The organism is Pedobacter alpinus (assembly GCF_042684645.1).
GTDB classification, from domain to species: Bacteria; Bacteroidota; Bacteroidia; order Sphingobacteriales; family Sphingobacteriaceae; genus Pseudopedobacter; species Pseudopedobacter alpinus.
Map to the genome: position 1 here is coordinate 639,412 of NZ_JBHULV010000008.1, position 23,351 is coordinate 662,762.

The 23,351-nt window shown below is 31.6% G+C and carries 23 protein-coding genes and 1 tRNA gene; 13 read left to right on the top strand and 11 right to left on the bottom strand.

Going from position 1 to position 23,351, the window contains the following annotated elements; translation table 11 throughout:
- The first annotated feature begins 8 nt into the window (after nt 1-8).
- On the top strand, nt 9-557 hold the full coding sequence (locus ACFSSE_RS04020; protein WP_379041289.1) for a hypothetical protein: 549 nt from the start codon (nt 9-11) through the stop codon (nt 555-557).
- Between the two features lie 105 nt (nt 558-662).
- Nucleotides 663-2,177 carry a GH3 family domain-containing protein gene (locus ACFSSE_RS04025; RefSeq protein WP_379041290.1) on the top strand — a complete coding sequence of 505 codons (1,515 nt, stop codon included), beginning with the start codon at nt 663-665 and terminating at the stop codon, nt 2,175-2,177.
- A gap of 23 nt (nt 2,178-2,200) precedes the next feature.
- On the opposite strand, the gene ACFSSE_RS04030 is transcribed toward ACFSSE_RS04025, so the two are convergent.
- Complete coding sequence (locus tag ACFSSE_RS04030; RefSeq protein ID WP_379041291.1) at nt 2,201-2,869, bottom strand: hypothetical protein; 669 nt, start codon at nt 2,867-2,869, stop codon at nt 2,201-2,203.
- A gap of 236 nt (nt 2,870-3,105) precedes the next feature.
- On the opposite strand from ACFSSE_RS04030, the gene ACFSSE_RS04035 reads away from it, so the two are divergent.
- Entirely contained in the window at nt 3,106-5,307 is a 2,202-nt protein-coding gene (locus ACFSSE_RS04035) for a B12-binding domain-containing radical SAM protein (RefSeq protein WP_379041292.1), read from the top strand.
- A 351-nt stretch (nt 5,308-5,658) separates the two neighbouring features.
- Here ACFSSE_RS04035 and ACFSSE_RS04040 read toward each other — a convergent pair whose 3' ends face one another.
- Entirely contained in the window at nt 5,659-7,422 is a 1,764-nt protein-coding gene (locus ACFSSE_RS04040; protein WP_379041293.1) for an SLC13 family permease, read from the bottom strand.
- Nucleotides 7,423-7,680: 258 nt separating this feature from the next.
- Between ACFSSE_RS04040 and ACFSSE_RS04045 the strand changes: the two genes are divergently transcribed.
- Entirely contained in the window at nt 7,681-8,088 is a 408-nt protein-coding gene (locus ACFSSE_RS04045) for an OsmC family protein (RefSeq protein ID WP_379041294.1), read from the top strand.
- A gap of 56 nt (nt 8,089-8,144) precedes the next feature.
- Here the strand turns inward: ACFSSE_RS04045 and ytxJ are convergent, their stop codons facing one another.
- The 4 genes from ytxJ to ACFSSE_RS04065 form a co-directional block, all read right to left on the bottom strand.
- Nucleotides 8,145-8,474, bottom strand: a complete 330-nt coding sequence (gene ytxJ / locus ACFSSE_RS04050) for a bacillithiol system redox-active protein YtxJ (RefSeq protein WP_379041295.1) — start codon at nt 8,472-8,474, stop codon at nt 8,145-8,147.
- Complete coding sequence (locus tag ACFSSE_RS04055) at nt 8,471-9,208, bottom strand: hypothetical protein (protein WP_379041296.1); 738 nt, start codon at nt 9,206-9,208, stop codon at nt 8,471-8,473. Before ACFSSE_RS04055 ends, ytxJ begins: the two co-directional genes overlap by 4 nt.
- 298 nt (nt 9,209-9,506) lie before the next feature.
- Nucleotides 9,507-9,995 (bottom strand): 6,7-dimethyl-8-ribityllumazine synthase, encoded by a 489-nt coding sequence (ribH, locus tag ACFSSE_RS04060; RefSeq protein WP_379041297.1) that lies wholly within the window; start codon nt 9,993-9,995, stop codon nt 9,507-9,509.
- 63 nt (nt 9,996-10,058) lie between these two features.
- Entirely contained in the window at nt 10,059-10,733 is a 675-nt protein-coding gene (locus ACFSSE_RS04065) for a tetratricopeptide repeat protein (protein WP_379041298.1), read from the bottom strand.
- A 198-nt stretch (nt 10,734-10,931) separates the two neighbouring features.
- Here ACFSSE_RS04065 and recF point away from each other — a divergent pair, with 198 nt between their 5' ends.
- On the top strand, nt 10,932-12,038 hold the full coding sequence (gene recF / locus ACFSSE_RS04070) for a DNA replication/repair protein RecF (RefSeq protein ID WP_379041299.1): 1,107 nt from the start codon (nt 10,932-10,934) through the stop codon (nt 12,036-12,038).
- Nucleotides 12,031-12,321, top strand: coding sequence for a DUF721 domain-containing protein (locus ACFSSE_RS04075; protein WP_379041300.1), 291 nt, complete (start codon nt 12,031-12,033; stop codon nt 12,319-12,321). The genes recF and ACFSSE_RS04075 overlap by 8 nt, the downstream gene beginning before the upstream one ends.
- Here the strand turns inward: ACFSSE_RS04075 and ACFSSE_RS04080 are convergent, their stop codons facing one another.
- Entirely contained in the window at nt 12,322-12,507 is a 186-nt protein-coding gene (locus tag ACFSSE_RS04080) for a hypothetical protein (RefSeq protein WP_379041301.1), read from the bottom strand.
- Between the two features lie 464 nt (nt 12,508-12,971).
- Here ACFSSE_RS04080 and ACFSSE_RS04085 point away from each other — a divergent pair.
- From ACFSSE_RS04085 to ACFSSE_RS04115, 7 genes are all read left to right on the top strand, one after another.
- Nucleotides 12,972-13,046, top strand: a tRNA-Val gene (locus ACFSSE_RS04085).
- A 207-nt stretch (nt 13,047-13,253) separates the two neighbouring features.
- Nucleotides 13,254-13,874, top strand: a complete 621-nt coding sequence (locus tag ACFSSE_RS04090) for a hypothetical protein (RefSeq protein WP_379041302.1) — start codon at nt 13,254-13,256, stop codon at nt 13,872-13,874.
- The gene (locus tag ACFSSE_RS04095) at nt 13,871-14,167 is read left to right on the top strand and encodes a winged helix-turn-helix domain-containing protein (protein ID WP_379041303.1); all 297 of its coding nucleotides are present in this window, start codon (nt 13,871-13,873) and stop codon (nt 14,165-14,167) included. Before ACFSSE_RS04090 ends, ACFSSE_RS04095 begins: the two co-directional genes overlap by 4 nt.
- A gap of 51 nt (nt 14,168-14,218) precedes the next feature.
- The gene (locus ACFSSE_RS04100; protein WP_379041304.1) at nt 14,219-14,509 is read left to right on the top strand and encodes a hypothetical protein; all 291 of its coding nucleotides are present in this window, start codon (nt 14,219-14,221) and stop codon (nt 14,507-14,509) included.
- A 49-nt stretch (nt 14,510-14,558) separates the two neighbouring features.
- On the top strand, nt 14,559-15,950 hold the full coding sequence (creD, locus tag ACFSSE_RS04105; protein WP_379041305.1) for a cell envelope integrity protein CreD: 1,392 nt from the start codon (nt 14,559-14,561) through the stop codon (nt 15,948-15,950).
- A 64-nt stretch (nt 15,951-16,014) separates the two neighbouring features.
- Nucleotides 16,015-16,413, top strand: a complete 399-nt coding sequence (locus tag ACFSSE_RS04110; RefSeq protein ID WP_379041306.1) for a ribosomal maturation YjgA family protein — start codon at nt 16,015-16,017, stop codon at nt 16,411-16,413.
- Complete coding sequence (locus ACFSSE_RS04115) at nt 16,398-17,168, top strand: oxygenase MpaB family protein (protein WP_379041307.1); 771 nt, start codon at nt 16,398-16,400, stop codon at nt 17,166-17,168. The genes ACFSSE_RS04110 and ACFSSE_RS04115 overlap by 16 nt, the downstream gene beginning before the upstream one ends.
- 19 nt (nt 17,169-17,187) lie before the next feature.
- On the opposite strand, the gene ACFSSE_RS04120 is transcribed toward ACFSSE_RS04115, so the two are convergent.
- The 4 genes from ACFSSE_RS04120 to lpxK form a co-directional block, all read right to left on the bottom strand.
- Nucleotides 17,188-18,993: a DNA polymerase III subunit gamma/tau gene (locus tag ACFSSE_RS04120; RefSeq protein WP_379041308.1), complete on the bottom strand. Its 1,806-nt coding sequence runs from the start codon at nt 18,991-18,993 to the stop codon at nt 17,188-17,190.
- A 324-nt stretch (nt 18,994-19,317) separates the two neighbouring features.
- Nucleotides 19,318-21,354: a putative porin gene (locus ACFSSE_RS04125; protein ID WP_379041309.1), complete on the bottom strand. Its 2,037-nt coding sequence runs from the start codon at nt 21,352-21,354 to the stop codon at nt 19,318-19,320.
- Nucleotides 21,355-21,356: 2 nt separating this feature from the next.
- Nucleotides 21,357-22,172, bottom strand: a complete 816-nt coding sequence (locus ACFSSE_RS04130; RefSeq protein ID WP_379041310.1) for a purine-nucleoside phosphorylase — start codon at nt 22,170-22,172, stop codon at nt 21,357-21,359.
- Nucleotides 22,144-23,208, bottom strand: coding sequence for a tetraacyldisaccharide 4'-kinase (gene lpxK / locus ACFSSE_RS04135; protein ID WP_379041311.1), 1,065 nt, complete (start codon nt 23,206-23,208; stop codon nt 22,144-22,146). Before lpxK ends, ACFSSE_RS04130 begins: the two co-directional genes overlap by 29 nt.
- Nucleotides 23,209-23,351 lie beyond the last annotated feature (143 nt).

Below are 23,351 nucleotides of genomic sequence, written 5' to 3' on the forward strand. Positions count from 1 at the left end.
TTAAGATAATGAAAAAAATATTTTTAAGCTTAGCAGCGATAGCTATCATATTTACGGCTTGTAACAACGACAAAAAGATTGAAGACGATAGTACTGATAGCACCTACGTATCTACCGAAAATGATGGAATGGAAGAGGTGGAAAAACCATCTGTAAAAGAAGGTGAATACGTGAACTTAGTTACCGGAGAAAAAGTTTCAATTATTGCCGACCCAACTACTGGAATTGCAGTAAACAGTAAAACACAAATACCAGTAGAATTTTATTATGATCCTATCACATTAGATACTTTATATCAAAACGGAATGGTAGTGAACAGAATGTTAATAAAAGAGGGTGAGGGAAAATATAAGTTAGATGATATGAAAATTAAGATTGATGGAGATGAAATCAAAATTAAAACAGACTCATCAAAACTTAAAATTGACGGTGACGATATGAAAATGAAAGCTGGCGACGAAAAAACCAAAATAGACGAGCAGCAAATGAAGATTAAAAGTGCCGATGGTAAAGTGAAAATTGATGAAGAAGGAGTTAAGGTGAAACCAAGTAATTAATTTACCTGTGATAATTAAGCAGCTCATTATATCCTTGAGCTGCTTTTTTTTGCCTAAAATTTTGCTTGGTATGTTTATTGTAAATTGAAATTAAAAAAAATTGATATGTCTGTAATTGGAGAACTTATAAAAAAAGCTATTGATGTAACTGGCTTTATTAGAGGAGATGCTAAACCTATTGAAGAGCAAGAAAAAGTTTTAAGAATTTTGCTAGAAAAAGCGAAACTAACAGCATTTGGAAAGCACTTTAAATTTTCTGAATTATTAGAAGAACCTTCAGTTATTTTGGCATTTCAAAAAAACGTACCAGTGCATGATTATGATAAAATGTTTAATGATTGGTGGCACTATCTTTTAAAAGGGCATCAAAATGTAACCTGGCCAGGCGGACAAAATTATTTTGCATTAAGTAGTGGTACAACTAGCAATAGTAAATATATCCCGGTAACGGATGATATGTTAGATTCTATTAAAAAAGCCGGCATTCAACAAGTTTTAAGTTTGAAAAATTTTGATTTACCTGGAGATTTTTTTGAAAAACAGATTATGATGCTGGGGAGTAGTACCCAATTGATACAAAAAGATGACCACGAAGAGGGAGAAATTAGCGGAATATCTGCTAGTAACATTCCGGTATGGTTTAAAAGTTTTTACAAACCAGGTGAAGAAATTGCAAGCATAAAAGATTGGGATCAGAAACTTCAAAGAATTGTGGAAGAAGCACCAAAATGGGACATCGGAAGTTTATCAGGAATTCCATCATGGGTAGAAATGATGCTGAAGGCAATTATCAAACATCATAACCTTAAAAATATACATGATATTTGGCCAAATTTACAAGTTTATACCACGGGTGGTGTTGCTTTTGAACCATATTTGCACAGTTTTGAGAAATTATTAGCTCGCCCCATCATTTACATAGATACTTATTTAGCATCTGAAGGTTTTTTAGCGATGCAAAGACGACCTGATACAAACTTTATGGCTTTAAATACAGATAATGGAGTTTTCTTTGAGTTTGTACCTTTTATAGATGAAAACATTGATGAAAATGGTTGTGTTAAAGATAATGCAGAAATTTTAGCCTTCGCAGATGCTCAAGAAAATGAAAATTACGTGTTACTGATTAGTACTGTTTCTGGCGCTTGGAGATACATGATTGGCGACACCGTAATGATTACTAATAAACAGCTAGCAGAAATTAAAATTACTGGAAGAACAAAGCATTATTTAAACGTTGTAGGTTCCCAATTATCTGTTCACCAAATGAATAAAGCTATTGAAGAATTAGCAAAAACTTATAAAATCGACATTAAAGAATTTGTGGTATCAGCCATTCATAAAGGGGATGATTATATACACAAATGGTTATTAGGTGCAAATGAAATTAAAGATGATCTTGATGAAATTGCTTCAAAATTAGATGAGTTGCTTAAAGAAAACAATAAAAATTACGCCGTTGCGAGAGGAAAAGCTTTAAAAGGAGTAGAAGTAGAAATATTTACTGTGGATAAATTTTACAAGTGGAGTGAGGAAAAGAAGAATTTAGGTGGGCAAGCTAAAATACCAAGAGTTTTAAAGGAAGAAGAATTTTTAGAATTTCAAGATTATATGAGATAAATTATTGTGAGGGCTGCATAAAATTATTCTTCAATTTTAGCAGCTCTTTGTTCTTCTAATTTTCTCACCTGCTCTACAATTTCGTCTGGAGAAAGATATAGTCTAGAAATTTTTTCTTTGTAAACTTCCGGCAAATCTGTGTGGTCTAAAATAAATCTTTTTGTTTCTATAATATAAAACCCTAGGCCATGGTTAACCGCATAAGTATCTGCTTTTTGCTCTGCCTTTTTTATATATTTATCAGAAAAAATATAACCAAAACCAAATCTTAGCATTCCAATTAAACCCCTACTTTCATAGTCCATAATATGCCCTAATTCATGTCCAATCCAGCCAATCATTATGTTTTTTGGTAATTGATGAATTGGTATTGCGGCATGGTTTAGTTTGAATAAGGAAGAAATATTTATCTGATAAGCTCTATTTCCTTTTCCGTTAAGTAAAACATCAAATTTAGGTTGTGCTTGCATTACAGATTGTTTAATATTTTTTTTGAATACAAAATCAATTCGAGTATCTTTTAATTCTGGGTAATAAGAAAGAGCAATAAGCGCACTCTCCTCAATTATTTTAGGAATTTTCTTATATCTTGAATACTCCATTAAATGATTATAATTAGAATTTTCTTCAAGTTTAGTAGTAACTGCAAACATGGTATTTAATGTTAAAATAATGATTGAAAGGCTGTACATGTGTTGGTTAACGTTTTCATTAAGGTATGAAATCTATTTTGTTTATGCCAAACCCAATAATAGATATTAAATTATCCTCTGATTACACCAATGAATTAACGATTTTGTTAATTTCAAACATCATTCATGCCATAAAACAAAAAAATAGCAGGTTGTGAGACTAATGCTTTTTAATTTCAATACAGGTTAACAGCAAATAACATTGTGTAAACTTTTTTCGATAAATTTGCAGCAGTTTGGAAGATATACTTTTAATAACACCACCATTTACTCAATTAAATACGCCATACCCAGCTACGGCTTATTTAAAAGGATTTTTAAATACCAAAAACATTAGTGCGCACCAAATGGATTTGGGCATTGAAGTTATTTTAGAACTTTTTAGTAAACAAGGTTTAGAAAATATATTTGAGTTTGTAAAAAATAAAGAAGTTAGTTTAACAGATAATAGCCAACGTATTTATGCTTTAAAAGAGTTTTATATTGGTACTATTGATGCTGTAATTTTATTTCTACAAGGCAAAAACCAAACATTTGCTCGTCAAATTTGCACTGATGATTTTTTGCCGCAAGCGGCCAGATTTGATGCTTTAGATGATTTAGAGTGGGCATTTGGAAACATGGGTTTGCAAGACAAAGCCAAGCATTTAGCAACATTATACCTAGAAGATTTATCTGATTTTATAAAGGAAGCAGTTGATGAAAACTTTGGTTTTAGCCGTTATGCAGAGCGCTTAGGTAGAAGTGCCAATCAGTTTGATGAATTATATGGGTTTTTACAACAAAAGCCTACTTATATAGATGAAATTACTATTTCCATATTAGCCGAGAAATTAAAAGCAGTTCAACCAAAATTGGTTTGTATTTCTGTGCCATTTCCGGGGAATTTATACAGTGCTTTTAGGTGTGCTCAATACATTAAAAAAAACTATCCCAATGTAAAAGTAAGTATGGGAGGTGGTTTCCCAAACACCGAATTAAGAAGCTTAAAAGAAGTTAAAGTATTTGAGTTTTTTGATTTTATTACTTTAGATGATGGTGAACTACCGGTTGAAATTTTACATTCAAACATCATAAACTTAACAGAGAAAAACCCAAATTATAATGCGTACAAAAGAACTTTATTGCTTGAAAATGGAGCCGTTTTTTACAATAATTTTTCTTTAAGACAAGATTATAAACAAGCCGATTTAGGAACTCCAGATTATTCTGATTTGTTATTAGAAAAGTATATCTCTGTAATTGAATTGGCTAACCCAATGCATAGTTTATGGAGTGATGGCAGGTGGAATAAACTAACCATGGCACATGGTTGCTACTGGGGCAAATGTACTTTTTGCGATATTTCTTTAGATTATATTAAAAATTACGAGCCAATTGCAGCCAGTATTTTAGTGGATAGGATGGAGCAAATGATAACGCAAACAGGCGAAAAAGGTTTCCATTTTGTTGATGAAGCTGCGCCGCCTGCTCTAATGCGTGAGTTAGCCATAGAAATTATTAAAAGAAAATTAGTTGTTACTTGGTGGACAAATATCAGGTTTGAAAAAAGCTTTACACAAGACCTATGTTTGCTTTTAAAAGCATCGGGTTGTATTGCAGTTTCAGGTGGACTTGAAGTAGCGTCTGACAGATTATTGAAGTTAATTGAGAAAGGCGTAACTGTAGAGCAAGTTGCACAAGTAACCCATCATTTTACAGAAGCAGGAATTATGGTGCATGCTTACTTAATGTATGGCTACCCTACACAAACTGTACAAGAAACAGTTGATAGCTTAGAAATGGTTCGTCAACTTTTTGAAATTGGCGTTTTACAATCTGGGTTTTGGCATCAGTTTGCTTTAACTGCACATAGTCCTGTAGGTTTAAACCCCCAAGCATTTGGAATTATCCCTACACAAAAAAAGATAGCTTTTGCACACAATGATATAGAGTTTATAGATAAAACAGGCGTTAATCATGATCAATTTAGCTTTGGGCTAAAAAAATCTTTATTTAACTATATGCATGGCATTTGCTTTGAATTTCCTTTGCAAAACTGGTTCGATTTTAAAATTCCACGTACTACTATTAATAGAGACTTTATTAAACAAGCTTTAACAGTTTCCCCAAGCTTTAGTACAAAAAGCAGTGCGAAAATAATTTGGTTAGGTGTAAAGCCATTAAAAAGTGTTTACACAAAATCTAAAAAAGGACAAACTTGGAATTTGTTAAAATTGATTTTTCACTTTAAACAGGAGAGTTTAGAAATTAATTTAGACCAACAGAAAGGAGAGTGGTTTGCAGGTATTTTGTATAAACTTAATATTGCATCGGGCGAAAGCCTAACATTTGGATATTTAAAAACAGATTTTGAAAAACAGTTTGAAGATTTTGAACTGTTTTGGTACAGTAAACAAGTACAACAATTAAGAGCTTTTGGATTCTTAGTTTTATAAAATATTTTATAAAGCAATTAGGGCTTTAATAATCTTCTTTTTTTTCTATAAAATAACCTTTTAAAACAAAGCTTTGTGAAATGAAACAAGCGTTTCATGAAATAAACCAACGGTTTCACAAAATTATTTAAAATTCGGAGTCAAAATTTATTTCATTTGTAAACAATCTAGTAGGGTATAACATAATGACACATTCTATTATAAGTTTTGTTAAAATAATATTAGGGTTTATAAAGTACTTGTATAAAAATAGTATCCGTCATAATTTATAAAACCTTAAACTATAGAACAAATAGTTTTGTGAATTCTGGGTGTGTAAATTGGCTGCTTGCGAGAAGCAGCCTTTTTTATTTAAACTTTAAAAGGATAAAAAACAGGAATTATCAAAACCAAAATCCCCATCAAAATAAATGTTAAAATTCCTCCTACTTTAACAAAATCAAAAAACTTGTATTTTCCTGGTCCGTAAACTAAAATACAAGAAGGCTCAAAAGGGGTAAGCATGGATACCGATGCAGACAGCATAATTGCAATAGCGAAAGTTAGCGGATTAACTCCTAATTGAGTGGCAGTTTGTAAGCCAATTGGCAAAACTACTAAAGCGGCCGCTGCGTTACTTAAAGGTTGAGTTAATAGAACTGTTAAAAATATAAAACCCGCTAAAATTCCATAATTCCCTAAAGGTTCAAATATGGTTACTACATATTCAGCAACACATTTATCTGCCCCGGTTTTTGTCATAGCAATTCCAAACGCACTCATTCCACCTATTAACACCAATAAACGCCAATCAATATCATCATAAACTTCGTCGGCATTTATACATCTAAAAGCCACGGTTAATAAAGCGCCAATTAAAAAACCAATTGACAAAGGCATGATGCCTGTTGTGCCCAATAAAATAGAAAGCACAAAGAAGATTAATGTGAATAATCCTTTTCTTTTTAAATTTAAGTTTGGTTTATAATCTTCTAAAATAATAAAGTCATTTTCTCTTGACCGTATTAAATCTATACTTTCTTTTTCACCTTGTACTAAAATTAAATCGCCAACTTGTAGCCTAATTTTTCCAATTTTTTCTCTAATTGTTTTTCCTTTACGGTGTATGGCTAATATTCCTAAACCGTAGCGAGTTCTAAAATTTATATTTTCTACCGTATTTTTTAAAGTGTCAGACCCACCAACAACCATCAATTCTGCCAAATGTAAATCAGTTCCCTCGCCTTCTAAGTTTAATAAATCGGCTTTAATTTCTACACCTTTTAAGTCTTTAATTTTCAATAAATCATCCACATTTCCTTTTATTAAAAGAATATCTTTTGCTTGTAGCTTTGTAAACCTTGTGGGTATAAAATTGTATTTATCTCTAATAACAGAAACAATTGTAAAACCCTGTTTAGCAAAATCAGATTCATTAACCTTTTGTCCAACTAAAGCAGAATCTTCTAAAATTACAACTTCGCTTAAATATTTACGTACCGCATAATCTTCTTCTAACGTTTCTTTAGAGTTTACGGGTAGTAATTTCTGGCCAATAGTCATCATGTATAAAATCCCAACTCCTAATAAAACTAAACCAATGGGTAAAAAGTCAAACATCCCTATTCTGGGTAAACCCTGTGTAGCAATATATCCACTTACAGCAACATTTGTTGAAGTACCAATTAATGTACACGTACCACCTAAAATTGAAGCAAAAGCCAAAGGCATTAACATTTTTGATGGTGCAATACCTGATATTTTTGATAGACCAATGGTGGGGTTTAACATTAAAGCAGTTATGGTTGTATTATTCATAAAACCTGATGTTAGCGCCGAAACCATCATCACAAAAAATAAAATAACTTGAGGTGGTTTCTTTTTAATATTAACTAAACGGGAAATAAAATTATCTATAACCCCTGTTTTCTTTAAAGCACCAACCATTATAAAAATGGAGGCCAAAATAATTATAAAATCACTTGAGAACCCCTCAAAAGCTTCTTTTGGTGTAATTATACCAGTTAGACAGAGTGCTACTAAAATAAATACTGTTACCACATCAACAGGTACAATCTCTGATGCAAATAAGATAATTGCAAGTAACAATAAACCGAGTACTATGGCGATGCCCATTATATTAAATTTGTTTTAAAATAGAAATGATTATAAAAAACTTGATTAACAATTTAATATCCACAAAGTAGCGAATTTAAGTTCAAACTTAAAACTCTCAAAAACAACTTGGTATATATTCTATAAAACATTTTGGTGTTTAGCAAAAAGTCCAAATTTATATGGTGAGGTATGAAAGTGTATATAATTTAAGATATTAATTAAAGTTTACATTGAGGCAAAAAATATTATATTAAATTTGAGATTCAAAAACAAAATATGGCAACTTCAAAAGTGATATACAACGGTGGTTTAAGAGCCACAGCAACACATTTGCAATCATCTGTACAGATTATTACAGATGCACCAACTGATAACCAAGGTAAAGGAGAAGCTTTTTCTCCAACAGATTTATTAGCTACTTCTCTAGCAAGTTGTATGTTTACCATTATGGGGATTGCAGCCCGTACTCATGATATTGATATTAACGGCGCAAGTGCAGAAGTTACCAAAGTAATGGGTATTGAACCAAGGAGAGTAACAGAAATACATGTAAACTTTACTTTTCCTAAAAAAGACGAATACAGCGATAAACAAAAGAAAATTTTGGAAAATGCTGCTTTGACTTGTCCGGTACATTTTAGTTTGCACCCAGATATTAAGAAACCAATAAATTTTGGATGGTAAGAATTAATGATTCATCTGTAAATAAAAAAAGCTCCTTTCCGGAGCTTTTCTGCATTTTATTTAATTAATTCTAATGTTTCTTCTATAGAAATATCTCCGTGAGATTGGTCTAAAATACATTCACCGTCTTTTATTAATAATAACTGAGGCGATTCGTGATGAACACTAAAAACTTCTGCTATTTGGTTGGAGATTTCTCTATATGCAATTAAATCTAAAAAATAAGGTTTAACGGTTTCTGGCAAATCATCCAAATCCATATCCACTCTTTTTTTTGCCATCATACTTATAGAGCATCTAGTACTGTGTTTAAATATTACGCTGTAACCCGCATTTGCTTTAACCTCATTTAACTGAGAAATATCTTCTAATTTAATCCAATTCATGGTTTTGTAAATGTATTTTTATCTAATGTATCCAAAACCCTTGCCACAGGGAAATAAATACTACTTTGATTAGCCAAATTTGTTTTTCTAGTAGATAATTTTAATCCGTTTCCTAAATCCTGATAAGGTGTCCAATCAAAAACAGATGTATTTTGCTGTTTTTGTAATAAGAATTTCCATCTTACCACCTCGCCTGTTTTATCATTAACATATAACCAATATTGGTCCCCTGGTGTTAAACCTACTTTGTCAAAATTTAAGTGAATGGTGTGGCAGTTAATTCCGTTTATAAGTTCATCTGCTTCTAAATTGGTGTTAACTCCAGGATCTTCTAACTTTACTGGTGTAATTAACCAATAAGTATCATTTATAAAAGATGCGTAAGCTCTTTTTACTAATTGATTGTTTAAAGAATCAGGAACTAAAATGCCATTTTCATAAGCTTTTCCTTTTTGAGTGTTGGTGTTAAACAAAACTACCATTTTTTTGCCGTCTGACTGGGGCATTTCTAAACGATAATCTCCAGTGTATCTATCCCAAAAATGTTTTCTTGGTTGATTTGATTTTCCGTTACGCTCAGCAGCGAAATCAAATTCTAAATATCTGGATTTCTCGAAAGTAGATTTACCTCCAACGGCTTTCCATACTTTCTCAAAAATCTCTGCCTTGCTTTGCGCATTTACCAAAGAAATAAAAGAAAAAAGAAAAGCACACAAAAATAGTAGCTTTTTCATAAATGATTTAATAAGAAAGAATGGAAGAGTTTATCTTCTTCCTTTAGATTGTGGGTAAGAGTTATAAGCTGGGCAAAGTTTTGAACTACAAGCTGGTAAAACTGTACCTAAAACTGTAACTGCTAATAAAACATAAATTATCTTTTTCATTATTTTGAGATTAACGTAATAAATGTATAAACATCTATTACGACCGTTAAATTTTAAAGTTCCAAAAAACTTAAGCTAAGTTAGTTAAATATTATTTGAATAAAACCTGCAATTTTATAAACAAACTAACAAATGTAAATTTAGCTTATTACAAGTTACTTGTAAATGCAGCCATTTTTATTGCAGTTATAGCTGCTTCATCTCCTTTATTTCCATGTTTTCCACCCGCTCTATCTAAGGCTTGTTCTTGATTGTCAGTTGTTAAAACGCCAAAAATAACTGGCTTAGTATGCTTTATACCTACATTCGCTATTCCGTTTGCTACTGCGTTACAAATAAAATCAAAATGACGCGTTTCGCCTTGAATTACGCAACCTAAAGTTATAACTGCATCTAATTCTTTATTGCTTAGCATTAAATCTGCACCGGCAATTAATTCAAAACTTCCTGCAACTTCTACAGAGGTGATGTTTTCTTCAGTTACACCATGTTTAATTAAAGAATCGTAAGCACCGCGATATAATGCGCCAGTTACTTCTGCATTCCAAGCGGCAACCACAATTCCAAATTTATAAGGTTTGCCCGATGGTACTGTGGTATGAGAAAAGTCTGAAAGATTTTTAAGGTTTGTAGCCATAATTTTAAATAAAAAAAGGCTAGCTGTTTGCCAACTAACCTTTAAATTTTAATGTTTTATTGATTATAATTTACCTTCTGCTCTTGCAATATACATATCAATTGTACTTGCAGCAGCGCTTTCTGGGTAATCTGTTTTAATTTTTGTGTAAGTATCTACGGCAGCTTTAAAATCTTTTTGCTCTTCGTAAACTAAACCCAATTTTTTAAGATAAATTGGTGCCGCAAAAAGATTATCGCCTTTAGCGCTTGCTTTTTTGTAAAATACAATTGCTTGATCGTAGTCCTTAAGCTCAACATAAGCATCACCAGCTGCACCTAAAGCTTCTGGAGCAAGAATAACATCAGAACCATTGTATTTGGTTAAACTTTCTGCTGCTTTTTGGTATTCTCCTTTATTCAAATAAGCTACACCAACATAATAGTAGGCTAAATTTGCAGATTTTGTATTGTCATAATCTTCAATAATTTTTTCAAACCCAGGGAAGTTACCATCACCTTTTATTGCTTTATCCCAGTTTTTTTGCTCCCAATATTGTTGCGCTTTAAACATTTGATTTATAGCTTCAGTTTCTCTTGGAGCTAAATAGAATTTTTGATAAGCAAAAAATAATACTACTAAACCTAATATGGTAGCAGCTATAACTATCAAACTTTTTTTATTCTCTTGTATAAAATCTCCGGTTTTACCCATAGATCCTGATAATTCTGATACTTGATCGGTTTGTGTATTTGACATTTTTGGGTTTAATTAAAGATTGCAAAAATAGTGTTTTCATTAAAAACAACAACCAATTATTTAAAATATTATTATATAATGCAATAAGCATCATTTAAACTAAATTAAAAGCCGATTTTTATTTAATTTATTGCATTTTATTTCTCTTAAAATACTTTTCACAAAGTAAACACCACTTGTTTTTTATAATTTAGCACCATGTATCTCAAGAAACTATCGTTAGTAAATTTTAAAAATTACGACGAAGCTGAACTTATTTTTGTTGACGGAGCCAATGCCTTTACTGGTAATAATGGCGCAGGCAAAACAAACTTATTAGATGCAATACATTACCTATCTTTATGTAAAAGCTATTTTAACCCAATAGATAGCCAGCAAATTAAAACAGATAGAGATTTGTTTATGCTGCAAGGTTTGTTTGAGAAAAATAGCGAGAACGAGTTGATTGCTTGTGGTGTAAAAAAAAATCAGAAGAAACAGTTTAAACGAAATAAAAAAGAGTACCAACGATTAGCAGACCATATTGGTTTATTTCCTTTGGTAATGATTTCGCCAAATGATATTTCTTTAATTTTAGAAGGAAGTGAAGAGCGCAGAAAATTTATTGATACTGTTATTTCTTTAACCGATGCAAACTACCTTGATGAATTAATTATTTATAATAAAGCGCTACAAAATAGAAATGCTTTATTAAAGCAAATTGCAGATACAGGTAAGTATGACCCAACATTATTAGAGATTTTTGACGACCAACTGATAGTTTCTGGCAACAAAATATTTGAAAAGCGAAAAGCTTTTATGCAAATTTTTACGCCCGTTTTTAATCAACATTATCAATATTTAACAGAAGGAGCAGAGCAGGTTGAATTAGTTTATGAATCGCCTTTGTTAAATGATAGTTTCGCTAGTATTATTAAAAAGAGTTTAGAAAAAGACCGCGTTTTACAGCGTACAAGTTTAGGTATTCATAAAGACGATTTGATTTTTCAGGTACATGCAAACATGCCACTTAAAAAGTTTGGTTCTCAGGGGCAGCAAAAATCTTTTCTAATTGCTTTAAAATTGGCTAAATACTCTTTTATTTACCAAGAAAAAGGATTTAAACCGCTTTTATTGTTAGATGATATTTTTGATAAACTGGACGATTTGAGAATTACCAAATTAATGAAAATGGTATCAGAAGATGATTTTGGACAAATTTTTATTACTGATACCAACAGCGAAAGGGTGAAATCTGTTTTTGAAAATATTGGTACAAATCTTAATTTATTCCAGATTGATAACGGAACCATAAGCCATGAGTAGAGATAATGATAAAACATTGAAGGAAGCGATGGCGCAAATGCTAAAAGTTTATAAACTTAAAAATAAGTTTGATGAAACTTTTGCTGTAGAGTCTTGGGAAGCTGTAGTTGGTAAAGCAGTAGCAAACCGTACTAAAGAAATTTTTATTAGAGAAAAAAAACTTTTTGTAAGAATTGAATCTTCTGTTGTTAAAAACGAATTAACTATAATGAGAGCTCAAATTATCTCAAACTTGAATGCAAAAGCAGGTGCAGAGGTAGTACAAGAAATTGTGTTTTTGTAGTTAATTTCCCCTTCGCATTCTTCGTTTAAGTATAAAATACAATACCGTACTTACTGTTGCTGTAAAAATTGCTCTGGCAATAAAAGTAGCATTAAACTCTTCTTTCATTATTAAAACACCAATTAACGGCGATACCACCAATACAATGCAGAAAAAAATGATGTACGGTTTGGTTAAAATTTTCATTTCAATTATTTTTCACAAAGATAGCTTATCAAACTTGGTTGAAAAATAATATTCAACATTTAGAGCCTGTTTAAAATTTATCTAATAATTTGTTTGTGCATCTTTAGGTTACAACTTCGTTAAATTTTTCGAGATAGCTTCCGGCTCTCTCTATAAAATTCGGCTCGTTTCGCTCAAAAATAAGTAATAAACATTTTTGCAATACAAATTTAAACAGGCTCTTAGAAAATCAAAAGCTTCAATTTTTACATTTCATCTTTATTTTATGGTAATTTTGACTTATCTAAATAAAACCTATTTTTATTTTGTATTAATTTAAAATTTAATTTATTGATAAATAGAAAGTTAAGCTTGTAGGTGTGTTTTTTGTTGAATTTTTTTCTAATATTTTTTGGAAATATAAATTTAAACTCTACTTTTGCAATCCCAATCAACAACAAAAACATTGTTAAAGATTGCCCAAAGGGAGATTAGCTCAGCTGGTTCAGAGCACCTGCCTTACAAGCAGGGGGTCACTGGTTCGAACCCAGTATCTCCCACACTAAAAAAAAGGAGTTACATTAAATTGTAACTCCTTTTTTTATGCGGTTTACAGAAACTCATACTGTCCAAAACTTAAAAAATCCGATTTTATAAATTCTAAATCGCCAATACGCTCAAATTACTTCGGATAAAAAATATTTTAACACAATTTCTTGCGGATACAATTTTTATTATTTTACTTTGTATCTCAAAGTTCTTTTAAAATGGAAGAAAAAGATATTCAAGCTGAGCTAAGCTCAATCCGTAATTTGATGGAACGTTCCAGCAAATTTATTTCTTTGAGCGGCATGTCTGGTATTATGGCAGGTATTTATGCTTTAATTGGTGCTTACTTAGCTCACAAAATTGTTTTTTTTAACAATTTAAGCTTTGATGCTCGTAAAGTTTATTTATTAGAATATGATGTAATGTTGCAACTGGTAATGATTGCAATAGTGGTTTTGGTGTTTTCTATCATTACAGGCATTTATTTAACAATTAAGCAGGCCAATAAAAAAGGGGAGAGGATATGGAATCCAATAAGTAAAAAACTATTGGTAAACATGGCTATTCCTTTAGTAGCTGGTGGTTTATTTATCCTTATTCTTTTAGTTAAAGGGCAGTTTGGTATTTTGGCCTCAGCAAGTTTATTATTTTATGGCTTGGCATTAGTTTCTGCAAGTCATTTTACATTTACAGATATTAAATGGTTAGGCTTTTGCGAAATTATTTTGGGCTTGTTGGCACTTGCTTTTCAAGGATATGGTATTTTGTTTTGGGCTTTTGGTTTTGGGGTTTTGCATATTGTTTATGGTAGCATTATGCATTTTAAATACAAGCAGTGAAAATTTTTGATCAATTTAATAAAGCATTTGAAAACCGATTACGCTTGCAAATTATGAGCGTGTTGGTAGCAAATGAATACTATGATTTTAATTCGCTTAAAGAGCTTTTGGATGTTACGGATGGCAATCTAGCATCGCATTTAAAAGCACTAGAGAAAGAGGAATACATTATTATTACCAAAAGTTTCATTGGCCGTAAACCTAATACCCAATATGAAGCATCGGCATTGGGCAAACAAGCCTTTAAAAAACACTTAGAAGCTTTAGAGAATTTAATAAAACAACAGAAATAATTTTTTTTACCCATTTACTTTGAAATGCAAAGTACTTTTAAATTTATAAAAATGAAAACAGAAGACAAAAGATTAATTGTATTCCTTTTAGGTGCAAACGGCTTATTATTAATTCCATTAGTTGCTATGCAGTTTACAACAGAAGTTAACTGGGACTTTACTGATTTTACAGTGATGGCCATATTATTATCTGGCACCGCATTATTGTGTGAAATGATACTCAGAATTGTAAAACAAAACAAGTTTAGAGTTATGCTTTGTATAGTTGTAGTATTTGTCTTTTTACTGATTTGGGCCGAATTAGCAGTTGGTATTTTTAATACGCCTCTAGCAGGAAATTAATTTTTTAATCATCTAATCTTAAATATAAACTTTAAAGTAATTATAAAATATGAAAATAGAATTGAACTCAGAAAGCGGAAATTGGTTTGGTGGATCAGTTATCCTAAAGTTAGCCCTTATTGGCTTTTTAACACTTATTTTGTTAATCCCTAATTTTTGGATTCAGGATTTAATAAGTGAAAGGCAAGAAAGGCAAACAGAAATTAACAAAGAAATTGCAAATGATTGGTCGGGTAAGCAATTAATTGAAGGCCCAGTATTGGTTATTCCATACAAAAAAACAATTGTAGAAATAGCAAATGATAAAAGCAAAACTGCTACAGTAAAAGAAGTAATTGCTACCATTCATATTTTACCAGAAAACCTAAATATGGATGCAGAGGTTAAACCAACCAAATTACATAGAGGCATTTTTGAGAGTGTGGTTTATACTTCCAAAATTACGGTAAATGGAAGTTTTAGTGAATTAGAGCTCAAAAAATCGGGTATAAATCCAGAAAAAATTCTGTGGGATAAAGCCAAAGTGTTTATCGGGATAAGCGATTTAAAGGGATTGAAAAACAACCCTCAAGTTAAAATAGGTGGCAATACTTATGAAGTTGAACCCGATTTTATAACTGAGGATCTTTTTGATAATAATTTAAGTATATCGCCAGATTTGAGCAAACTAAAATCTTCGAAATTAGATTTTAGCTTAGTTTTAGATTTAAAAGGGAGTGAAGAGCTAAATTTTTTGCATATCGGTAAAAACACAAAAATTAAATTAACAGGAAACTGGGCCGACCCTAGCTTTATAGGAAGATATTCGCCAGACAACCGAAGCTTTAAAGATGGAGGTTTTACTGCCGATTGGAATTTATCATATTTTAACAGAAACTACCCACAACAATGGGAAGGAGAAAGAAGAATTATTACAAAGGGGGACAGTAATAATGTTGTAGATGTTGCTACAGATAATATTGACGACAGTATTTTTGGAGTTAAATTTATACTTCCGGTAGATCAGTATCAAAAAACCATGCGTACAGCAAAATATGCTATACTGATTATTATGCTCACATTTATTGCCTTGTTTTTTATGGAGTTTATCCAAAAGAGGAAAATTCATTTATTACAATACGTTTTAATTAGTGCTGCAATGATTGTTTATTATACTTTATTGCTTGCTTTTGGAGAACAAGTAGGTTTCAATTATGCTTATTTAATTGCGTCTGTAAGCACAATAGTTTTAATTGGCAGTTTTGTTAAAAGTTTAATGAAAGCTGTAAAACCGGCATTGCTTTTTTCTACCATTTTAAGTGTTATTTACGGGTTTATTTTTGTGATCATTCAGTTGCAAGACTTGGCTTTACTTTCTGGCAGTATTGCATTATTTGTGGTGGTAGCCCTTTTAATGTTTTTATCTGGCAAAATAGATTGGAATAAGAAAGAAGTGGTGTAAATTTTTTAAAGGAGCGGATAATTTCGCTCCTTTAAAATTAATGTTAAATAATTAATCAAACCTCATGTTTAAATTTAACCTCAATTATTTTTTAGGATTTCTCTTCCTATTAATCACAGAAATTTTAATTGCAATTTATGTTCATGATAATTTTGTTCGTCCATTTTTAGGAGATTTTTTGGTGGTTATTTTGCTTTACTGCATGGTAAAGAGTTTCATCAAAAATAAAATACTGCTTATTGCTCTCAGTGTTTTGTTATTTTCTTATTTGATAGAAATTGCACAATATTTTGAGCTGGTAAAAATTTTGGGTTTAGAAAATCATCAACTGGCAACCATCATTATTGGAACTTACTTTTCTGTTATCGATTTATTGATGTACACTTTAGGAATTGCCTTCGTTTTGATAGTGGAAACTTTCATTAACAGAAGATCAAAAAATAAAATATGGAATACTTTGTAGCTAAAAACTCTATCGTTAGAAAAATATGGAGCGATAGCGATGTGATTTTGTTCATTTTTGCTGGAGCATCTGCGGAGTTTGCCCTCAACAAAGCGGTCGATTGGCTTTATTTTACAGGTAAACTGCCCGCAAACCCAATTGGGCGGTTATTTTCTACAGTTACGTATGCGCAAAAAATTGTGTTTTCAGAGCAAAAAATTGCTGTGGCTGCCATACAACAAATTACCGCTATTCATACTTCAGTAGAAAATAAAAGAGGCGCACAAATTCCCAATTGGGCTTATTGTAGCGTTTTGTACATGTTAATAGATTATAGCATTAAAGCTTACGAAGTGCTCAAAAAACCCTTGACTTACACAGAAAAAGAAGAAGTTTTTGAGGTCTTTTTAGCCATGGGAATTCACATGAATTTATCTGATTTACCTTCTAACTATCAGGAATGGGAATTGGCCCGAGCGAATCAATTGTCAGAGCATTTAATAGCCTCTAATTTTAGCAGAGACTTATATCAGCAATATCATAAACATTTGGGTTTTATAAGGTATCACTTATTAAAACAAGTACAGGCAAAAATTTGTCCGCCAAAGGTTGTAGAACTCTTAAGTTTGAAACAACAGGTGTATTTTTGGGGGGCTTTAAAAGGATATAAATTGCTTAAGATGCTCAAATTATCGTCCGTAACTCAAGTAATTTTAGCTCCAGCTAAGTTTAAAAACGAATTTAAAAGTTTGAATAGATTGGCATTGGAAGTATAAATGAGGAAATTTTGATTTTTTAATCTAACTCTAAATTAAATGTTCTTCTAAAATCATCTAAAGCAGGATTTTTATCTGCCATGTGTTGGTATTTATCTTTAGAGGTGTAAAGCTTTCTTTCTTGTATTGCTTCTGTGATTATGGCCTCTATAGAAATTTGAAAGTTCTTTAATTGGGATCTTAAAAAGTTCAGTAAGTCTATTTTTTCTATAGCCAACTCATTTGCTTGTAGCTTGTTTTCTACTTGTACTTCAATCTTAAAGTTTTCTTTTAACCTTGGCGTATAATTATCCATTAAGGCAGCCAAATTCATTTTGTTTTGGGCTTTAATTATACCCGAGTATTGCACCCAAAGCTTAATGAAATCTTCTTGTGTAAAATCGTTTTTTTCTACTCCGGTAACTTCTACCTTTTCCTCATTTTTTTCGGCTTCGGTTTTAATACTATTTGGGTCTTTTAAATTAGGGATTAGAGTTGTTTTACCTAAATTACTTAAAAGTGATTTTCCGGGCGTAATGGTAGGCGGAGTGATGGTTGCACTATTTCCATTTTGTAGATTTACGGGTTTAGAAGGAGCAGGGATAGCTTCTGAAATCGTTTTTTCGGGTGTTTTATGACTATCAACAGTAGTTTTTGTGTAGGCTACACTTTCTTCCTCTGCTAAAGATTTAGGTTTTTTTTTTAATTGCTCAGCTAATAGCTGAACATTTTCTGATTGGCTTAGCTGTAAAGCCTGCGCCAAATGACTTATTTTTATGAGTGTGAGTTCTACCTGTAAACGTTGGTTTTTGCTAATACGATAATTTAAATCGCATTGGTTGCTGATGTTTAAAGCACTTATTAAAAACGAAGCTGGCGATTGCTGTGCTTGCTCTAAATATTTTTGTTTAATATTTTCGCTAACTTCTAATAATTTAACCGTTGCGGCATCTTTGCAAACTAAGACATTTCTTAAGTGTGATGCTAAGCCAGTAATGAAATGGTTACCATCAAAACCATTGTTTAATATTTCATCAAAAAGCAATAAAGCTCCAGGAGTGTTTTGTGCCAATAATAAATCAGTAAGTTTAAAATAATAATCGTAATCTAAAATATTTAAATTATCAATTACAGCTTGGTAACTTAATGCCCTGTTAGAAAAACTAACAATTTGGTCAAACATAGATAAAGCGTCTCTTAAACCTCCATCTGCCTTTTGAGCAATCAGGTGTAAGCCGTCTATATCATATTGTACATCCTCTTTTTTTGCAATGCTGGCCAAATGGTTAGCCATATCTTCTACCTTAATTCTGTTAAAGTCAAAAATTTGACAGCGAGATAAAATGGTAGGTAAAATTTTATGTTTTTCTGTAGTTGCTAAAATAAAAATAGCGTAAGAAGGAGGTTCTTCTAATGTTTTTAAGAAAGCATTAAAGGCACTTTGGGAAAGCATGTGTACCTCATCAATAATATATACTTTGTATTTGCCGGCTTGTGGCGGTATCCTTACTTGGTCAATTAAATTTCTAATATCATCAACCGAGTTGTTAGATGCAGCATCAAGCTCGTGAAAGTTAAAAGAGTTACCATTTTGGAAAGATATGCAAGAATCGCAAACTCCACAAGCTTCATGTTGTGGCGTAAGATTAGTGCAGTTAATGGTTTTTGCTAAAATACGAGCGCAAGTAGTTTTACCTACGCCTCGTGGACCGCAAAATAAAAAAGCTTGTGCAAGTTGGTTGTTTTTGATGGCATTTTTTAGCGTGTTGGTAATATGCAGTTGCCCAACAACACTTTCAAACAAAACCGGTCTGTATTTCCTTGCAGAAACTATAAAATTTTCCATCGTTGCTAAAGTATGAAGATGTTAGCTAATGTGCAATTTTTTAGAACTAATGTGGAAAAAACCTTATACCCACTTTTAGGTATTTTGCATAAATACGTAATTATACGTATGCCTTTATGCTTAAAAACTCGCACATTTGTAGCATGATACGTTTAACAAGCAACATTAAATTGATTAAAGGTTTTGTGGTTTATATGTTTAAAGACGTTTTAAAGATGTTTTAAATTTCTCTCCAAAGACAAATTTGTCTTTATATTTTCGAATAGGTGTGTTAAAGCGGTAGGTTTCCCAAACTTTTACCGCTTTTTAATTGTAGAAAAAAAATTAATCGTAAAAATTCCAGCTTACCCCAAATTTCGCAAGTGAATAAGGCATTGGATACCTGTTAACGGTATAATAACCGCTGTTAAATAAGCCTTTGTTTACATAATCGTAACGTAGAAATAGGTTTGCTCGTTTCCAATTTGTACGTATCCAAACATCAGCAATAGGGAAATTGCTAAACTGTTGGTTTCCTTTTTGATAAAATTGTGCTAAGCCTGGCGCATAAGATGGTGCAGTATAACTGCTAAAATATTTTACATCAAACCCAAATTCGGTTTTTAAAACCTTAAAAAAATCTTGGTGCATGTAAAAACTATGGAAAGTATAAATCTCTGGTGTCATTAACACGCTTTCAAAATCTGTTTTTTGGTAAACTAAAAAGTTTTCGAAGGTGAATTTTCCAAATTTAAAGTCTTTTCTTAAACTTATTTTAAGCATGTTTATGTTACTTGTAATTTGTTTAGGGTAAGCATCTCCATCAACACCTTCTCCAAAATACACATGGTTGTTTATTAAAAAATACTCGGCCTTAGCCTTAAAATTGTATTTAGGGATAAGGTAGCTAAAAGCTAAATTTTGAGTTTTAATTTTATCAAAACTTAAATTCCATTGGTAATGGTTACTTATTTGACGTTCAAAAATTATTGCCGGACTTTGATTTTGGGAGTATGCAGATAGAATTACACTTCCAATCTTGTTCCCTAATTTAATTTCTGAGCTGGCTTCATACAAAAAATCGCCAAAATTACGACCTTGTATTATTTGTTGTAGGTTTAATTTAAGATTTGCCTTATCGCTAAAACTATAATCAGCATCTCCTTTTAGGGTTAAATTTTGAAACTTTGTATTGAAATTGAATTGTTGGTAATCATAATAATCATGTTGTAAACCCACATTTACTTTAAGTTCATTACGTAAAAAAGATAAACTATTCCCACGCAAATAAAAGCTATAGTTAAATTCGTTTTGAAGGTTTTTAATGTTTGTAGTATCGGCAGTTTGAGAAGAATCTGCGTAAATGAAGTAATTTTTTAATAAACCAGAATTGTCAAAACCTTCGTTTACAAAAATAGATTTTTGGTTATTATAAGCTAATTTATAGCTTACTCTTTGTGTAGGCAAAACTACGGCGTTAGTATCAATGGTTCTTTGTTTGCCAATGTTATAAAACTGTTTAATATAAATGGTGTTGTTTGTTAAATTGCGTTTAGCATTATTTAACCTTGCGGCTTCAAATTCTGGTTCAACATTGGTGGGAAAGGTAAAAATAGAATCGTTAAGAATAGAACCATTATCATAGCCTTTTAAATTGTTAAATGTAGTGTTGGCCAATAAATTATATCTTTTATTTGGCGATTCGTACCAACTCCATAAAGATGCGTTTAAATGATTTGCAGCTAAAACATCTGCTTGCCTACCCGGTGCTCCGTAAAAAGACCTAGAGCCCATTTTTGCATAGCTAGCACCTACATTTAAATTGGGTTTAACGTTTTGTGTATGTATTACATGAAACATTTGTTCTGCCAAACGCCCTGCTGGTGTAACATAATACATTTCTGTGTATTGTGTACGGGCTCTGTAGTATTTTATATCTTCTGGGTTTAATAAATACCTATCGTAAAAATGTAAACCTGCATCAAAACCTATGGTTTTAGCGGGTTCAAACAACATGTTACGATAAGCTAAACCATTTAAGCCTAAATTTTGAGTAGGGCTTTCTGGTAAATCAATTATTTTATACCTGTGAAAATCTTTTATGGTGGTATCTAAAGCGAAAATACGCGTACTATCTGTTAAAAAATTAATTTTTGTGTACTTAATAAATTTTGAATTATAAACTATTGAATCTTTTTTGGCTTCAATTTTTGCCCTTATCGAGTCCAAATTCTCTTCACCCGTTGAATTATCAGCGTTTTGTTGTTGTTGCTGCTGCTGGTTTCCTCCATTATTTGGAAACATAGGCCTTTCTCTGCTAACTTGTGCAAAGGTTTGGAGAGCTAAAAAAGTAAAAAGTAAAATTAAAAAATGCTTTTTCAATGTTATAAATGTAAAATCAGCTCTTTTAAAATTGTAGTCATTTTAGGTTCTGCTTCTGTAGCAATTTTAATAATTTCTTCCACAGATACTGCTTTCAAAGTCTCAGGGAAGCCTTCGTCAGTTAAAACCGAAATAGCAAAAACTGGTAAACCCATGTGGTTTGCTACAATAACTTCTGGTACGGTACTCATTCCAACAGCATCTGCACCAATAATTCTCAAATACTTATACTCTGCTTTGGTTTCTAAATTTGGGCCAGTTACAGAAACATACACTCCCTTGTGGCAAGTGATATTTTTTTCTTTTGCGATTGCTAGTGCTTTGGTTATAAAATCGGCATTGTAAGGCGCACTCATATCTGGAAAACGAGGGCCTAATTCTTGATAGTTTGTCCCAATTAATGGGTTATCTGGCTGTAAATTGATATGATCCTCAATAATCATTAAATCACCCTTTCTATAAGCTGGATTTAAAGCTCCGCTGGCATTAGAAACAAACAATTTTTGGATGCCCAACATTTTTAAAACCCTTACCGGAAAAGTAATTTGTTTCATATTGTATCCTTCGTAAAAATGTAACCTGCCTTGCATAGCCACTACTTTTTTGCCCGCTAGTTTGCCAAATATTAACTTACCCGAGTGAAATTCTAAAGTAGAAATTGGGAAATTTGGAATGTTAGAATACATTAACTGATGTTCAATTTCAATTTCTGAAACCAAACCGCCTAAGCCAGTACCTAAAATTATTCCTATTTCGGGATTAAAATCACCTACTCTTTGTTTTATAAATTCAACTGATTCTCTGATATAATTGAGCATATTCTTTAATTAAATTGTCAAAATTGATAGCTGTATTGTTTACAAAATTGATATTGATAGGCCACTCGTAAATAGGTAGATTGTTCAATAGTTTTGTAAAATTATCCGTTCTTAAACGTACAGCATCTTTTTGTGTTGTAATAATAATTTTTTTATTTGATTTTAAAGCTTCAAAATCTGCTACAAGTTTAAGCATATTTTTTTGGCTAAATGCGTGATGGTCTGCATAAGCATGATGTAATATGTTTGTACTGTATTTCTTGATCTCGTTAATTAATGGTTCTGGTTTAGCAATACCAGTTAGTAATAATACTGCGGTTTTTTTGCAAATTAAATCAATAGCCAATTCAGTATTATTAAATACATGGTTTAAATGTGTGCTGTAAACTATGTTAGTAAAAAAAAGGTTGTGGTGGGGGTAAGGCTTTACAATTTTTGCTAAATGTTGTTTTTCGCTTTCGCTGATTTGATTTGGGCACTTTGTAACCACTAAAATATTTGCTCTTTTGCGTCCGCTAAAAAGCTCGCGGTAATTACCTGCGGGCAATAAAAGTTTTGTTTTTCGTAGTTGATGATAATCAAATAATAAGATACTAAAACCAGGTTTTACAGCTCGGTGTTGAAAAGCATCATCCATTAAAATAAGCTGATGCTGTTTTTGTATTTCTGTTATTCCGTACGCTCTGTTTTCACAAACGGCTACGTTAATATCTGTAAATTTCTGACTTATTTGTAAAGGTTCATCGCCAGTTAAAGTGGCATTATCATCGGGTTTAACCCATCTAAAACCTGTAGTCTTTCGGCCATACCCTCGGCTAAGTGTGGCTAATTTGTAATCATTTTTTAAAAGATTAATTAGGTATTCTACCATTGGTGTTTTGCCAGAACCACCGACTTCCAAATTACCTACAGATATAATGGGGAGGTTAAATTTTTGACTTTTAAATATACCCCAATCGTAAAATTTGTTTCTTAAATAAGTAACAATCCCGTAAATGAACGAAAGGGGAAATAGTAAAAATCTTAAAATCGACATTAATAAGCGAAATAAAACAATTTACAAATTTAGCCAAATTTGATGTATTCATATCATGAAAAGGAATTTACTCAGGGTCAACGCATTTAAATTTGATTAAAGATTTTTATTAGATAGTCGTTATCCCATCCTGCCTTAAGTCT